Annotated in this window: 14 protein-coding genes; 3 read left to right on the forward strand and 11 right to left on the reverse strand. The window is 35.9% G+C overall.

The window, feature by feature from the left end:
• Positions 1 to 87: 87 nt before the first annotated feature.
• From UMU13_RS06020 to UMU13_RS06050, 7 genes are read right to left on the reverse strand one after another with little or no spacing between them, the layout of a single operon-like run.
• Entirely contained in the window at positions 88 to 1,644 is a 1,557-nt protein-coding gene (locus UMU13_RS06020; RefSeq protein WP_328217808.1) for a long-chain-fatty-acid--CoA ligase, read from the reverse strand.
• Positions 1,631 to 2,233, reverse strand: a complete 603-nt coding sequence (locus UMU13_RS06025) for a Maf family protein (RefSeq protein WP_328217810.1) — start codon at positions 2,231 to 2,233, stop codon at positions 1,631 to 1,633. The genes UMU13_RS06020 and UMU13_RS06025 overlap by 14 nt, the downstream gene beginning before the upstream one ends.
• 15 nt (positions 2,234 to 2,248) lie before the next feature.
• Positions 2,249 to 2,752, reverse strand: a complete 504-nt coding sequence (locus tag UMU13_RS06030; RefSeq protein WP_328217812.1) for a Gx transporter family protein — start codon at positions 2,750 to 2,752, stop codon at positions 2,249 to 2,251.
• Complete coding sequence (locus UMU13_RS06035; RefSeq protein ID WP_328217813.1) at positions 2,736 to 3,101, reverse strand: NusG domain II-containing protein; 366 nt, start codon at positions 3,099 to 3,101, stop codon at positions 2,736 to 2,738. Before UMU13_RS06035 ends, UMU13_RS06030 begins: the two co-directional genes overlap by 17 nt.
• A complete protein-coding gene (locus UMU13_RS06040) occupies positions 3,085 to 4,086 on the reverse strand; it encodes an FAD:protein FMN transferase (RefSeq protein ID WP_328217816.1) in 1,002 nt (333 codons plus the stop codon). The genes UMU13_RS06035 and UMU13_RS06040 overlap by 17 nt, the downstream gene beginning before the upstream one ends.
• Complete coding sequence (amrS, locus tag UMU13_RS06045; protein WP_328217817.1) at positions 4,053 to 5,054, reverse strand: AmmeMemoRadiSam system radical SAM enzyme; 1,002 nt, start codon at positions 5,052 to 5,054, stop codon at positions 4,053 to 4,055. The genes UMU13_RS06040 and amrS overlap by 34 nt, the downstream gene beginning before the upstream one ends.
• The gene (locus tag UMU13_RS06050) at positions 5,054 to 6,028 is read right to left on the reverse strand and encodes a polyprenyl synthetase family protein (RefSeq protein ID WP_328217818.1); all 975 of its coding nucleotides are present in this window, start codon (positions 6,026 to 6,028) and stop codon (positions 5,054 to 5,056) included. Before UMU13_RS06050 ends, amrS begins: the two co-directional genes overlap by 1 nt.
• 236 nt (positions 6,029 to 6,264) lie before the next feature.
• Between UMU13_RS06050 and UMU13_RS06055 the strand changes: the two genes are divergently transcribed.
• Together UMU13_RS06055 and UMU13_RS06060 are read left to right on the forward strand one after the other, a co-directional pair.
• Entirely contained in the window at positions 6,265 to 6,948 is a 684-nt protein-coding gene (locus UMU13_RS06055) for a hypothetical protein (RefSeq protein WP_328217820.1), read from the forward strand.
• Between the two features lie 10 nt (positions 6,949 to 6,958).
• Positions 6,959 to 7,339, forward strand: a complete 381-nt coding sequence (locus UMU13_RS06060; protein ID WP_328217821.1) for a Rid family detoxifying hydrolase — start codon at positions 6,959 to 6,961, stop codon at positions 7,337 to 7,339.
• Positions 7,340 to 7,820: 481 nt separating this feature from the next.
• On the opposite strand, the gene UMU13_RS06065 is transcribed toward UMU13_RS06060, so the two are convergent.
• On the reverse strand, positions 7,821 to 8,063 hold the full coding sequence (locus UMU13_RS06065; RefSeq protein WP_328217822.1) for a hypothetical protein: 243 nt from the start codon (positions 8,061 to 8,063) through the stop codon (positions 7,821 to 7,823).
• A gap of 186 nt (positions 8,064 to 8,249) precedes the next feature.
• Entirely contained in the window at positions 8,250 to 9,080 is an 831-nt protein-coding gene (gene mazG, locus UMU13_RS06070) for a nucleoside triphosphate pyrophosphohydrolase (protein ID WP_328217823.1), read from the reverse strand.
• 356 nt (positions 9,081 to 9,436) lie between these two features.
• On the opposite strand from mazG, the gene UMU13_RS06075 reads away from it, so the two are divergent.
• Complete coding sequence (locus UMU13_RS06075) at positions 9,437 to 11,371, forward strand: cytochrome C (RefSeq protein WP_328217824.1); 1,935 nt, start codon at positions 9,437 to 9,439, stop codon at positions 11,369 to 11,371.
• A 38-nt stretch (positions 11,372 to 11,409) separates the two neighbouring features.
• Here UMU13_RS06075 and UMU13_RS06080 read toward each other — a convergent pair whose 3' ends face one another.
• The gene (locus UMU13_RS06080; protein WP_328217825.1) at positions 11,410 to 12,702 is read right to left on the reverse strand and encodes a sigma-54-dependent transcriptional regulator; all 1,293 of its coding nucleotides are present in this window, start codon (positions 12,700 to 12,702) and stop codon (positions 11,410 to 11,412) included.
• A complete protein-coding gene (locus UMU13_RS06085; RefSeq protein WP_328217826.1) occupies positions 12,680 to 14,536 on the reverse strand; it encodes a sensor histidine kinase in 1,857 nt (618 codons plus the stop codon). Before UMU13_RS06085 ends, UMU13_RS06080 begins: the two co-directional genes overlap by 23 nt.
• Between the last annotated feature and the right edge of the window lie 110 nt (positions 14,537 to 14,646).

Raw genomic sequence — 14,646 nt, forward strand, 5'->3', positions numbered from 1 at the left:
TATTCAAAGGCAATAGGAAAATTTGTAAGAGCCGTTAAGCGTAATGCGTGATGGATTATGTTTTCAATGTTCAAGGTTCAATGTGACTTAGCGCTTAACACTGTCTTTAATCTGCTCTTTAAGTTTTCTTTTTAAAACTTTACCCGTTGCCGTCATAGGCAGTTCATCTTTTACGTATATATGCCTGGGGAGTTTAAAGTTGGCCAGATGCTTTTTCAGGTACTCTCTTATTTCGTGGGTGTCTATTGTTTCCCCTTCTTTTGGCATGACATAAGCTACAGGCACTTCGCCGCTTACTTTATCTTTTATTCCGATTACTGCAGCTGCTTCTACATTCTCAAAAGCATATAAAAGCTCTTCGATTTGTCTGGGGTAAACATTGATCCCCTTTACAATAATCAGATCTTTCTTTCTGTCGACGATGTAGATAAATCCGTCTTCATCCACCTTTGCCATATCACCGGTAAAAAGCCATCCGTTTCTTATTGTATTATATGTGGCTTCCTGCATTTTCCAGTATCCTTTCATGACATTAGGTCCTTTAACAATCAGTTCCCCGACTTCTCCCACCGGCACTTCCTCTTCTTCTTCATCAACCACTTTAACTTTAACATCCGGCAGCGGTCTGCCCACAGAATAGGGTTTTTGCCAGTCAAGCCTGTTAACGGATACAACGGGGGAAGCCTCGGATAAACCGTACCCTTCTATTATTGGTTTTTTAAATTTTTCCACAAAATTATTCAATGTTTCCTCAGGAAGGGGTGCTCCTCCACTCACATGGATTTTTACCGGATATATAAATTTTATAAACCACTGGGGCATTTTGGACTTTGTGAGCGCAGAGTATACCTGGGGAACACCCAGGAAAAATGTTGGTCTTTTGAATATAAGTATATTTTTGAAGGATTTTTTTCTGAGTTCAAGTACAGAGCTGAGGATTATGATTGAACATCCACAGTATGTAGGCAGCATAACACAGGTTGTAAAAGCATATGAGTGAAACATCGGCAGAAAAAGCAGGAATCTGTCCTTGCGTGCAATTTTGAAGGCTCTTGCACAGCCATCAACATTGGAAAGCAGGTTTTTGTGCGATAGTATTGCACCTTTTGGATAGCCTGTAGTGCCGGATGTATATATGAGGATTGCAGTGTCATCCAGAGACTGATTAGCCGGGAAATCACTGTCGTCCATGTTTGATAATTCATTATAAATATTCAGCGTTTTTTCACCGCTTTCAAGTTCAAGATCTTCAAATGTTAATATGTTATCGAGGGATTGCACAAGCTCCTGCATGTTTTTTATTTCACCGGCAAACTGACTTGATGAAAAAAGAAAACGGGCTTCGCAGTCATTCAGGATATAAGCTATTTCTTCCTCTTTAAAAAAAGTGTTGATAGGCACTGCAATACCGCCGGCCTTCATAACGGCCAAAAAACTCAGTATAAATTCCGGAGAATTTTCCAGAAGTATTCCAACCCTCTCACCGGTTTTTAACCCAATATCCAAAAGCTTTGCAGCTATTTGATTTATAAGTTTATTGGCCTGAGAGTATGTATAAGTCTTATCCTGAAAAAGTATGTATTTTTTGTTTCCAAATCTGTCAACTTGTGTTTGAAACATATCACTGATATTATTGAACTTCATGACTAAAACCTCCGAAAGGAGCCAGGTTAAGCCTGGTGAATGTTTCCATTACTTTGCCCACAGGCAGGCCCACAACATTATCATAGTCGCCGACAATCTTTTCCACAAGAAGGCTTCCCTTTCCCTGGATGCCGTAAGAGCCGGCTTTATCCATCGGTTCGTCCGAATTTATATACCAGTCGATAAGGGGCTCGGAAAGTTTCTTGAAATATACTTCTGTTTTTTGAAAGAGCCGTTCGCAAATACTTTTGTTCTTGTTAACTATTGCCACACCGGTATAAACCTCATGTTTTTTCCCGCTCAGCATCCTCAGCGTTTCTCTGGCATCATTTTCATCACTGGGTTTGCCGATTATATTATCCTCAAAATAGATGACGGTATCGGCTCCTATAATGAAAGCTTCAGTGTAAATATTGCTTACATTGTAAGCTTTCATAGTTGCAATTTTCATAACTAATTTTTCCGGAGGGATTTTTTCGTCCAGATTTTCTTTTACTGTGGAAGTAGTATATTGGAAATTTATCCCCAGTTTTGTAAAAAGTTCCCTTCTGCGGGGGGAACCGCTGGCAAGAATAATTTTTTGATACATTTCAACACCTTTGGTTTATTTTGTACCGATAATTGTGTGTTTTAGTATTAAACAGGTTAAATAGCCTGTTAACATACCTGTAAATATGGATAATAATGAGAAATAAGGCAAAAATGAATATATTGCAAGATTTTTTATTATAAAAATTTTAAGAATGATGAACTGACAGACGATATGAATCACACCTCCGAGGGCAGAGGCTGAAACGGGAGAGGTGAATCTGCCGGTTAATCTGATATATAAAAACATAACCAAGGCTGCTGTAAGTGTGGAAGGAAGACTTAGAAGTACTTTGATAACAACGTTTCCGCCAAAAATGCCTACAAATACAGATTTTAAAAATACAACAATCAGCGTATCAAAGAATGTTAAGGAGTACAAAGCCATCAAGACACCGATATTGGCAAGACCGAGTTTTACTCCTGGCACAGGCAGAGGAAAGAAATTTTCCGCCACGCCGAGAATTATTGCAAAAGCCGAGTACAAACCTATTTTGGCGATTTTATCTGGATATTGCATCTATATTCCCGTTTTTTTCGCACTTAATCTGCACCGCGGCTTTATTGGGTACACAGACGGCCATTTCAGCGCAGTTGTTAACCCAGCCGTATTTTATACATAGTTTGTCCGGACAGTCCGATTTTATAAATCGTGCTTTTTTATCCTTTATCTCAAGTATCATGTTTACATTGTATTTACTGTTCAGGTCAATTATACCGTCTTCAAAAGGAATTTCGTATTGTTTTTGGCCGATTAGCAGAAATAAACTTTTTTTACCGGTGGAGCCGTTTTTTGCCGTTAAGGGATAAAGACATGCGGCTATGAGAAGCAGAATTACAAACAAGTCGGCTTTAGTCGGATATTTCATATCCCTGCCAGCCGCAAAGTTTTATCTTTTTTGATTTAAGAGTGTAGACAAGTACAGGTGTTTTTTCTTTCTTGCATAATTCTTTTATTTTATTGATATCCATCAGGTAGTAAACTGTAGCAAGCCCGTCAGATCTCTCAACCGTATCAGCTATTACACTGATACTTTTGTAATTATTTGCCGTTTGCAGTGTTGTTGAATCAAAAATATGGGTGTATCTTTTTCCGTTTTTTTCAAAAAATCTTTCGTAATTACCGCTTGTGGCAACCGCTTTGTTTTTCAGTGCTATAATGGAAAGAAATTTTGTCTTGTTATCAGGGTTTTTAATGGCAATATGCCATTTCCTGTTTTTCTTGTTTCCCAAAGCGTACAAATCCCCGCCGGCATTTATCATTGCCGATTTTATCCCCTCTGACTTTAAAAATTCTATTCCTTTGTCAACAATATATCCTTTGGCATAAGCTCCCATATCTATTTTCAGTTGTGTTTTTTTGCTGAGACTTGTTTTGTCAAAAACAAGATTTGAAAATCCGACATCGTCAGATTTATTTTGTATTGTTTCGTTGTCCGGTATCCGAAAAGGTCCTTTCGGGAATCCGTATAAACTGCTTATTGTTGCAATTGTTATATCAAATTTTTTATTGCTCTGTTTTTTGTAGTATTCTGCTTTTTGCAGCAGATTGTAAATTATTCCGGGAACTGGGATGCTTTGTCCGGATTTTGCATTGTTCACTTTCTCTGCAAATCGGGATACTTCTTTTTCCCAGGATTTCATCTTTCTGTTTAATTCGTTGATGATATTATCATTCTTGCTGCCTAATGTAATATTGACAATTGTACCCATTTCATAAAAGGAACGGGTATTGTACTGCTTGCTGTCTCTGCATCCTGAAATAACTGATACAATGAGGACAAATAAAAATGCTGTGATTATTTTTGCAAATTTATCCATCAACAGATTATTGCCTTTACCAACTTGCCGCACTCGGGACACCGGGAATCTTTTATATATGATTTAGTATTGTAGCCGGTTCTTTTTATAAGCGTAGTGGAACATGAGGGGCAAATTGTATTACTGGTGCTCTCTCCGTTGTTATCAGTAAGATTTATGTTTCCCGCATATACGTAATTCAGTTTTTCCTTTGCAATGTGGTAAAGCTGTCTCATTGTTGAAGGAGGAGTCTGTTCTATATCGCACTTGTAACATGGGAAATATCTTGAAATATGCAGTGGGATGTCCGGACTCAAATCCGCTATCCATTGGCACATACTTGAGAATTCGTCAGGATCGTCATTTTTTGTCGGAATTATAAGATTTGTGAGTTCGGTATGAATGTTATTTTCGATAAGATATTTTATTGTCTGTTTTGCCAAACTAAAACTGCCGTTAACCCATTTGTAAAAATCGTCGGAAAATCCTTTCATATCAACATTTACAGCGTCTGTGAATTCTGCAAGTTTTTCCAGCGGCTCTCTATTAATACAGCCGTTGGTAACAAGTACATTTTTGAGACCGGCCTTCCTGAACTCTTTCATACAGTCCAGAACAAATTCATACCAGATTATCGGTTCATTGTATGTATAGGCTACTCCTATTGTCTTGTTTCTCCTGGCAATATCAACAGCCTGTTCGATTTTAAGTGTTTCTCTGGGTGTTATTTGGGTGCTTATCTGCCAGTTTTGGCAGAAAGGGCACTTTAAGTTGCACCCGTTTGTGCCTATTGAAAGGATGTCGGATCCTGGATAAAAATGATAAAGCGGCTTTTTTTCCACAGGATCAACATTTATCGATGTAATTTCTTCGTACGAGGTTTGATAAAGTGTGCCGCCTTTATTCTGCCTTATAAGGCAGATTCCGGATTTTCCATCGGCAACACGGCAGTGGTGGTGGCATAGATTGCATTGTACTTTGCTATCCCCGAGTTTTTGGTAAAATTTTGCCTCAACATCCATCAACGATCCCTCTTCACCATATAATCCGCTAATAAAAGCAGGGAATCCTTATATGGGTTATCATCAAATTCGTTAAGCAACGTCTTGGCTTTAAATATATAATCATCTACAAATTTTTCAGCCTTTTCCTTGATATTGTTGTTTTGCATCAGGGTCAATATATACTCCAGATTTTTATCCGAATAATCTTCACTTGTAAATATATCCCTGATAATCTTTATTTCATCCTTTTTCAGACATTGTCGGAGAAGTATCATCGGCAGAGTCATTTTCCCCTCTTTAAGATCAGTACCGGGATTTTTGCCGGTGTAGTCCGGATTCCCCAGATAATCCAAAATATCATCGCTCATCTGGAAAGCCAGACCGACATATTTGCCAAAGTCTTTTAAAGCTGAGACTTTCTTTTTGTCCAGTCCTCCCAAAATACCTCCGATTTCACAACAAGCGGAAAAAAGTACAGCTGTCTTGCTGAAGATGATTTTTTCGTAATCTTCAAATTTGAGAAAAAAGTCCGCAGTTTTGATTAACTGGAAAACCTCTCCCTCGCTCATTGTTTTTGCAGCATTGGCAAGGATTAACTGGATTTCCGGGTCTCCGTCTCTTACAAGATTTACAAAAGCCCTTGAATATAGGAAATCTCCGCACAATACGGTGATATCGTTACCGAAAACCCTGTTTACACTGTTTTTGCCTCTTCTGTATTTTGCTCCGTCTATAACATCGTCATGTATAAGTGTTGCAGTATGTATATATTCCACAACACCGCTGAGCGCCGATGACCTGTTGCCGTTATATCCTGCTAATTTCGCTGCCAGAACTAAAAAAACGGGTCTCAGTCTCTTGCCGCCGCTTTCAAAAACATAAGAAGCGACTTCATTGACCATCTCGACTTCAGAATCCAGGTTTTTTGTGAGTTCTGAGTTGACATCGTTCATTTCCTGTTCAATCAACGAGTACACATCGTTTATGTTCATTCTGCCTCCAGGTAAATATATATACTTAATTGTATCAAAAATTTGTCTTTATTGCATCTCAAAATACCTAAACTAAAACCGTTATTATAACATGACTATTCAATAAGTCTAATATAAAGTTAGGCTGCCTCTAACTACCTCAACTACTCCCTGTAAAAAATTAAAATAGACTATTGAATTTAACTTATTACATATATATTTTAAAGAAAAAAATAAATAGCCAGGGAACGTTGTTTATGAATTATATAGAAATTGAAAACAAATATCTCACTTATCTCAAACTTTTTGACGGAATATCTGTAAATGCGCCTGAAAATTCAATTGCATGCGATGTTTCATTTAATGATTTCATAACTGCCAGACATCTTGCGGATAAAAGCTGCTTCAGAAGGGTGTATGCAATTTCCAGAAGGCAATTTGTTAACAATGAGAAAATTACCACAATTTCCTATCAGTATAATTTGGCGTATTCCCTTACCCGTATAAAATGCGACTTTTTGCTCTCTTTGGGCGGTATTTACAATTTCCAGCCGATGTATGATGTTGTTCATGCCATCAATAAATGTATGAATGTGGGGGGTAAGTTTGTATTTGTTGTATATCCGGAAATTTTTGACGATGCCGGGAGGGATGTTCTTTACGGATTAAGTGTTTCTTCAGAAATTCCCGTCAAAGAAAAGCTGAAACGGTGGTTTGCTGCTCTTCACAATTCATTAAGCCATATTTTTGTTAATATAAGGACTGAGAGTATAATGCAGGATGTTTCTTTCGATGAAATAAAAGATTTGTTTGCATCGGAAAACTTTAAAAAGTATATATTTAAAAACGATAATGAGTATAAGAGATTTTTTCACCCTCTTAATAAATCAGAGCGCAAATACTGTCTGTCCTGGAATGTACTAAAAGGAACTAAATTATAGAGAGGTCAAAATGCGATATATAAGAACGGATGAAGCACCGGCAGCTGTTGGTGCTTACTCACAAGCTGTTGAACAGAATGGTTTCCTTTTTATTTCCGGTCAGATACCTATCGATAAAACAACTGCAGAGCCCCTTAACGTTGAAATAAAGACTCAGGTGCAAACCTGTTTGAATAACCTTTACAATATTGCAAAAAATGCCGGATATTCAAAAGAAGAAATAATAAAGGTTACTATCTATACAACCAAAATGGATAAGTTTCCGGAAATCAACAGTGCATATGCTGAATTTTTCGGCGAACATAAACCGGCAAGAGCTGTTGTCGGTGTTGCAGCTTTGCCTAAAGGGGTAACTGTTGAAATTGAGGCTGTGTGTATTAAAAGCAGCTGAGAAGATGTTCTTAATTTTTAATGAAGTGTATTTTAAGTTATTTATGGATGTTAACTGTTATTCGCTTTTATTACATAAATTATGTAATAAATAATTGTGAAGTGATAAGTTATGACTACCGCTAAAGAAGAGATAAAAGCACTCTTGGATAAACTTCCTGACGATTGTTCATTAGAAGATATCCAGTATCATCTATACGTGGTGGAGAAGATCCAAACGGGGACAGAACGAGCTGAAAAGGAAGGGACGCTATAATTCTGGTTGTGGCAGTAATACATGGAAAACGATTGCATGAAAATATCACGGAGCGTTTTAAAGACACCACATAACATTTACTTCCGGCCGGCTCCAAGAAGATGTTGTCTAATAATGTGGACTACCAGCAATCCGGACTGGTGCCCAAAGTATTTCTGCTCTCTGAAATCTTAAATTTACCACTAAATTATTTTTATTAAAAATAATTGGTAAAATCCTATTTTTTTCAGCCGCAGGAAGCACCGCAGGTGCCGCACCCTGATCCACAATTTCCACTATAAAGTTCAATCCATTTGAAAAACTGCTCATTCACCCATGCCTTGTCTTCATCGATGAGTTTTTTATAAATTGCGTCAAAATCATTCCTGGCTTTTTCAAGTTCTGCTATTTCATCTTTTATTTCCTCAGCTTCAGCGAAATCTTCCATGATAGTTATTTCTTTTTTTAATTCAAAAGCTTCTCGTCTCATTATTTCACCTCTTATTTATACCAATTTAGTCTTAATTATTAATCAGTCAATATTTTTAAAAAATATTACTTTAAAGACTCTTTGATGAAATTGATCTATATCAATAACGTCAGAATTTATAATTTTCATGAGAATAAATTTTCCTGCCAGCACACTATCTCACTACCTCACTACCTCACTATCTCACTACTTCTCTTTCTTGGCTTCCTGCCAGAGAGCTTCCATTTCTTTCAGAGATGTTTTTTCCAGGGAGCAGCCTTTTTCCGCAAGACTTTTTTCAATGTGTGAAAATCTCTTTGTAAATCTTTTGTTAACATTTCTTAAGGCCTCGTCTGCATCAATTTCTAAAAATCTGGAAAGATTAATCAGAGCAAAAAGAGCATCGCCAAGTTCATGTTGAATATCTGATTTGTCGCCACTTTTAATTGCGTCTTTAAGCTCATCGTATTCTTCGTCCACCTTTTTCAGACAGTCTTCGGCAGAATTCCAGTCAAAACCTTTTTTAGAAGCTCTTTTCTGTAACTTTTGAGAATGTTGTACCGATGGCAGGCCTTTGGGGATACCGTCCAAAACCGATTTTTTCTTTTTCCCTTCATCCGACTTAATGGCTTCCCAGTTTCTCATCACTTCAGCAGTGTTTTTTACTTTAGTGTCAGCAAAAACATGGGGATGCCTTCTGATAAGTTTTTCGGAAATTTCCTGTATTACCTCATTTATGGTGAAATATCCGTCTTCTTCAGCAATAACCGAATGTATAACTATATGCAGCAGCAGATCTCCGAGTTCTTCTCTGATATTATCGATATCCCTGTTATCCAGAGCGTCCACCAATTCATACGCTTCTTCAATAAAATGATTTTTCAGAGAATATAAGTTTTGTTCCCTGTCCCACGGGCATCCCTCTGGAGAACGCAGTGTTTTGATAATTTTTATGAATTCAGAGAAAGACTTGCAGATATTATTGTTTTCATTGACTTGGGCTTTTATATTGTTTTTACACATAGTGCTTACTCTCATTAATTAATTTAATATCAGAATTACCACTTTTTTTGCATGCGGTAAAGAATCAAAATATTGACACCATCCATTTTTATAAACAGGGATAAGTGGAGACAGAGAAGTAGTGAGTGAGTGAGGTTGAGGCAAAGGTAAAGATAAAGGTTGAGGAAGTTGAATGGTTGAGTAGTTGATAATCGAATCCAGAACTCTCCATTAAACCTGCATTTTTTTGCAAATTACAACAAGGGAGTCGCATTTTGCAAAATTAAAGTTAGAAATATTGATTTATTGGTTTATGTCTAATTGGCATGTTTTTTGTTATATAATAAATAGTAAGACTAATTCAGCAAATTATAGAAATTAAAGGAGGCTTTATGAAAAAGTTTGGTTTAGGTCTTGTGTTTATTTTTATTGTCTCTGTTTTGTTTTCGTCAGTATACGCTTACGATGAAAACTCAAGTTGTGTAAAGTGTCATTCAGATAAGGGAAAGATGAAAGAATTAGGCTACCCGCAATTATACTTGGATCCCAATCAGGTGGATAAAGAAGTTAACATGGGCGGTATACCTACATGTGTGGATTGTCATCTTGGCAACAGTCAGACCATGGATATGGATAAGGCTCATGAAAATATGCCCAGGCCGTTCTATGCAGCAATCGGTAAAAATTTCAAATACGAAGCGGTTTCCAGAGAAGTTACTGACTACGCAAGAATTCAACCCGAGGGTAATAATAGGGGAAAACTCCTGTTGAGGAAACCTACAAAAGATGCTAAGGAAAAATATGGCATTAAAAAAATTAAGCAGCTTTTTTATCACGACCGCGATCCAAAAACAATGGCTTATTCACCAGAAATAGCTGAAAAGACATGCGGTAAATGTCATGCAGAAGAAACAGAAAACTATAATGAATCCGGGATGGGTTTGAATAAATACCAGCGCGGATTCACCTCTTTTAAAACATCACCCCCGGGACCACAGAATTGCGGAGCATGGTTTGGAGACAATTATGAGAAAATTTCAGGAGAATGCACCCGAGACTTTACAAAAGAAATGAATGCCGGTAAAGCTCGTGGATGCAATAAATGTCATGCCAGCTGCAATGATTGTCATTACAAAGGTTTTGAAAAGTCCAAGGCAAGTCATGTATTTTCCGCCCAGGTGGAAACTCTATCATGCTACGGAAGCGGAAAAGGTACGATTTGTCATGCCGGCCCTATGGACAGAAGAAGAGGTGCAGGTTATCTGAGAAAAGAGTTTGCTTTTCCTTATGGAGAACTGCCACAAGATGTCCATGCAAAAATGGGATTGAATTGTACAGATTGCCACAAAATGGAGAAACATGACTACGGGCACATAGGTTCAGGCAAAGTAAAAGAATCTTGTTCCGATTGTCACTCTAAGATTGTTAAAGCTGTCAACACAGGCAAACACAAGAATGTTGATTGTACATCCTGTCATATAAAAGAGGTTGGTGCTTATCAGTTTACTTTTTGGGGGCCGGGAAAATCTGAAGGTATGGACAATCTTTATGCCAAGCATAAACAATACTACGGCACAAGAGATCTTCCCTTACTAGTAAAACATCCTTCAAAAGGAGAGTGGATACCTGTAAAGCCATATCCTATGGGTGTCATGAATATTAAAGGTGCTGTAAAACCCACCGGTCTTAAGTTAAGGGAAATTAAAAAGACAAAAGTGGAAGGAAAAACAAGAATCGGGGAGCCGAAAACCTTTATTACACGTAGAAATCCTGATGAAATAAATGATATGTATATAATTACAGGAAAATACAGTGGATTTGAAAATAATGACAATATGATGGCATGGATTCAGATGGATAAGATGTCTCATGCACTTGGTGAACCTAGAGAATGTGAAAGTTGTCACAGTTCACATGAACAAGTCATGACTAGTTGGTTTACCTATAGCAACATGGCAGATGTAAAAGAGCCTTTTAGCGGTTCATATATTTTAAGAGCTGGTAAAGACGGTATGTTCTTTTCAGATTTTGAGCACACTGAGATTAAACCGGTAAGTGGAAGACATATCGATGACTTTGCACCTTTTGTAATGAAGCCTGATGCATGGGATGTTGAAGGCATAGATTTTTCAATACCATTTAATGAAGAGAAATATGAAAATGACAGAATGGAACTCAATAAAATTTATGCAGAAATACATAGTTTGAAAATGCAATACAAAAATAATAATTCCAGAAAAGCGGAATTAGAAGAGATCAAAACTATACTATATCATAACAGGGATATGGCAAAAGAGATGCTTGCAGCATTTAAGTCAAAAAATTAATAAGTTACGGTGCGGCAATTGTCTGCCGCACCGTAACTTTAATTTATACCGTATTCTTTGAGTTTTCTATAGAGAGTTGATCTGTCTATTTTTAATAATTTAGCTGCTTTTGTTTTATCTCCTTCAGTTTTGTCTAAAATATTTAAAATATGATGTTTAATAACTTCATCCAATTCAATATCATTATCAGTAAGCCCACTGCTGCATAAAGAGATTGAAGAAGGGGTAATTTCATAGGCAGTTTCCAGAATCATTGCTCTTTCTATAATATTTGACAACTCTCTTATATTGCCGGGGAAATTGTATTTTAAAAGAATATCTTTAGCTTGTTGATTGATATCCTTGATTTTATTGTTTAAGTGTTTAAATTTTTCCATAAAAAAGTAAGTTAAAGGGATAATATCTTCTTTTCGTTCACGAAGCGGGGGGATTTCGATAGTTATAATATTTAATCTATAATACAGATCACTCCTGAACTCCCCTTTTTTTACCATTTCCTCTAAATTTTTATTGGTTGCCGATATTATTCTCACATCTGATGTTTCATAGCCTGAGGCTCCGACTGGAATAAATTGTTTCTCTTCCAGAAACCGCAGAAGTTTTGCCTGAAAACCGGACGGCATTTCCCCTATTTCGTCGAGGAGCAATGTGCCTTTATCAGCCAGTTTTGCAAGACCTTTTTTGTCAGCATTGGCACCGGTAAAAGCACCTTTCTTATATCCAAATATTTCTGATTCAAAAAGATTTTCCTGCAGATTTGGGCAGTTCACCTGCAAAAAGGGGTTGTTTTTTCTCTTGCTGTTGAGGTGAATAAATTTGCTTAAAACCTCTTTTCCTGTGCCGGTTTCACCAGTTATTAAAACATTGGAGTCTGTTTCGGCAACTTTTAGTGCAAGGTTAACTACTTCGGTCATTTTTGCCGATTCATATACAAAACTAAAATCATATTTTTCCCTGGCAAACAGTTTCAGGCTAATATTTTCTTCAATCAGATCAATTTTTGCCTTTAGCAGTTCGGGATCGACAGGTTTTAATACGTAATCGTGTGCGCCAGCTTTTATACAATTAACAGCTTCTTCAACAGTACCGAATCCTGTTATCAGTATGAAATAAATTTCTGACTTAAAAGTTTTCACTCTTTTTAAAAGATCGATTCCGTTACCATCCGGAAGCTTTATATCTGAAATGATAATATCTGTATGTGATGATTTGATATAGTTGAATGCGGTTGTAAAATCGTAAAAACCGGTGATATTGTAATAACTGTCTAAACTTCTCTTTATTAATTTATTCAGTGTTTTATCATCCTCAATGAGTGTTATTTTTATCATAGCTCTCAAACTCCAGTGTAAATTTTGTTCCCATGTCTTTTTTAGAATCAACATAAATGAAGGCATTGTGTTCCCTGATTATTTTATAAACCAAAGATAAACCGATCCCCAACCCTGATTTAGGTGATTTTGTTGTATAAAAAGGAGTGAAAATATTTTCAATTTCTTCATGAGTCATACCTTTGCCATTATCGATAATTTCAAGTTTATATTTATTTTTATTTTCGCTAAGGTAAATATCTATTTCTCCTTCAGGATAAACAGCATCTACAGCATTCATCAGGATATTTGATATTGCTAATTGTAACAAACGCTTATCTCCATATATACTGGCCTGTTCATTTATATCCAAGCTAAAGATTATGTAATCATTTGCTTTTAAAAATTTCAATGCTGTCATTACTACTTCATTCAAATTAATTTTCTCTTTCCGGAAATCATGCTGGCTTTGGGGTGAAAGTGTTTTCAGCGAATTAATGATTTCCACACATCTCATTGCTTCTTTTTTTATAGTTTTTACGTCAGCGGCATTTTCTTTTGGAAGCTCTTTTTCCAGAATTTTACAGGTGATTATAATAGAATTAAGAGGAGTATTTAATTCATGGGAGATGCCTGCCGAAAGAAACCCGATTGAACTTAACCTATTAAGTATTTCAATTTTTTTATGATTGTCTTCGATTTCACTTATATGTTTTTGTAAAGATTCAGCCATATTATTTATTGTTTCTGCAATACCTTTCAGTTCATTATCAAATGTGCCTTTTATTCTATAATGCAGGTTGCCGTTTGAATATTCTCTTGCGGCTTTGTTGATTTCATTTAAAGGTGACAAAAGTTTTTTACTTAAATATGCGGCTGTCAAAATACTGAGAAATATTCCAAGCAGCATAACAGCCAAAAAATTTCGTCTTAGTGCATTTATATTTTTGAAAAAATAACTTCCTTTTAGGACAGTGCATACTTTCCACCTCTGATCAGTATTATTATAAGGGTATACTGTGGCAAAAGCGAGGAAATTATGTTTATTTTTTAATTCTATTATGCCACTTTTGTTATTTTTGATTGTTTCAACATCTTTCTTTGAATATATTTTATCTAAAATATATTGGGTATTGAACTGATTTGCAAATTCATAATATCTGTTCGGATGGAAAAGGAAAATACCGTCTCTATCAGGGTTGTTTACATTTACCTCTGCAATAAACGAATATCCTTTATTTTCTTTTAGATAATCCAAAACTTCCCCAATTTTATTTCCCCAAAAATTTACAACCAAGTAACCTGTTTTTTTGTTATTATCGAAATATGGTATCATTGTACGGATCATTGCCGGACAGAATTCAGTTGTTTCCGGAAGTTTTCCCCTTTCAAAATTGGAAAAAATAATTTCAGATTTCTGCAATTTTTGCACTTTCTGAAAAAAAGCTTTGTTTTGAAGATTGATTTTTTTGAAATTTCTGCTGCCGGATAAATTTTCACATTCTCTCATGAAAATTTTTATATTACCTTTTATGTCCACAACCCTTATTGCTTGGATCAATTCGATATTTTTGCAATATTTAAGGAAAAGATTTTCTAACTGAACTTTAATCGTGGGATTATTATTTTTTAAATAATTGTGGATTTTTTTGTTATTGTAAATCAGATGGGTGATTCTTTCTATTTCTTGCAAAAAATTATCAATGGATTCATAATTATAATTTGTTACTAATTTTCCCTGATTATTTAATTCACTCTTAATAATAATTTTTGACTGGTAAAAATATACTCCTGTGGAAAAAATAAGTACAAATGTAACAAGAATAGATATAAAAATTGCCAATCGTTTGCTCATTGTGGTTAAATATTACATCATTTTTTTAAGTAATCAAAGTTATAATATTTTTGCAAAAATTTTTGAAGCATCGCAGGGAAAATATGTTATAATTTATATTAAGAAGCTGA

Source organism: Flexistipes sp. (genome assembly GCF_036172515.1).
Classification (GTDB): Bacteria; Chrysiogenota; Deferribacteres; order Deferribacterales; family Flexistipitaceae; genus Flexistipes.

What these genes read in the sequence shown, in the direction of transcription:
- UMU13_RS06050 (WP_328217818.1), bottom strand. Translation starts at nt 6,028, where the DNA reads ATGAACATAAACGATGTGTACTCGTTGATTGAACAGGAAATGAACGAT.
- UMU13_RS06085 (WP_328217826.1), bottom strand. Translation starts at nt 14,536, where the DNA reads ATGAGCAAACGATTGGCAATTTTTATATCTATTCTTGTTACATTTGTA.
- UMU13_RS06020 (WP_328217808.1), bottom strand. Translation starts at nt 1,644, where the DNA reads ATGAAGTTCAATAATATCAGTGATATGTTTCAAACACAAGTTGACAGA.
- UMU13_RS06060 (WP_328217821.1), top strand. Translation starts at nt 6,959, where the DNA reads ATGCGATATATAAGAACGGATGAAGCACCGGCAGCTGTTGGTGCTTAC.
- UMU13_RS06030 (WP_328217812.1), bottom strand. Translation starts at nt 2,752, where the DNA reads ATGCAATATCCAGATAAAATCGCCAAAATAGGTTTGTACTCGGCTTTT.
- UMU13_RS06025 (WP_328217810.1), bottom strand. Translation starts at nt 2,233, where the DNA reads ATGTATCAAAAAATTATTCTTGCCAGCGGTTCCCCCCGCAGAAGGGAA.
- mazG (WP_328217823.1), bottom strand. Translation starts at nt 9,080, where the DNA reads ATGAGAGTAAGCACTATGTGTAAAAACAATATAAAAGCCCAAGTCAAT.
- amrS (WP_328217817.1), bottom strand. Translation starts at nt 5,054, where the DNA reads ATGGATGTTGAGGCAAAATTTTACCAAAAACTCGGGGATAGCAAAGTA.
- UMU13_RS06055 (WP_328217820.1), top strand. Translation starts at nt 6,265, where the DNA reads ATGAATTATATAGAAATTGAAAACAAATATCTCACTTATCTCAAACTT.
- UMU13_RS06065 (WP_328217822.1), bottom strand. Translation starts at nt 8,063, where the DNA reads ATGAGACGAGAAGCTTTTGAATTAAAAAAAGAAATAACTATCATGGAA.
- UMU13_RS06080 (WP_328217825.1), bottom strand. Translation starts at nt 12,702, where the DNA reads ATGATAAAAATAACACTCATTGAGGATGATAAAACACTGAATAAATTA.
- UMU13_RS06075 (WP_328217824.1), top strand. Translation starts at nt 9,437, where the DNA reads ATGAAAAAGTTTGGTTTAGGTCTTGTGTTTATTTTTATTGTCTCTGTT.
- UMU13_RS06035 (WP_328217813.1), bottom strand. Translation starts at nt 3,101, where the DNA reads ATGAAATATCCGACTAAAGCCGACTTGTTTGTAATTCTGCTTCTCATA.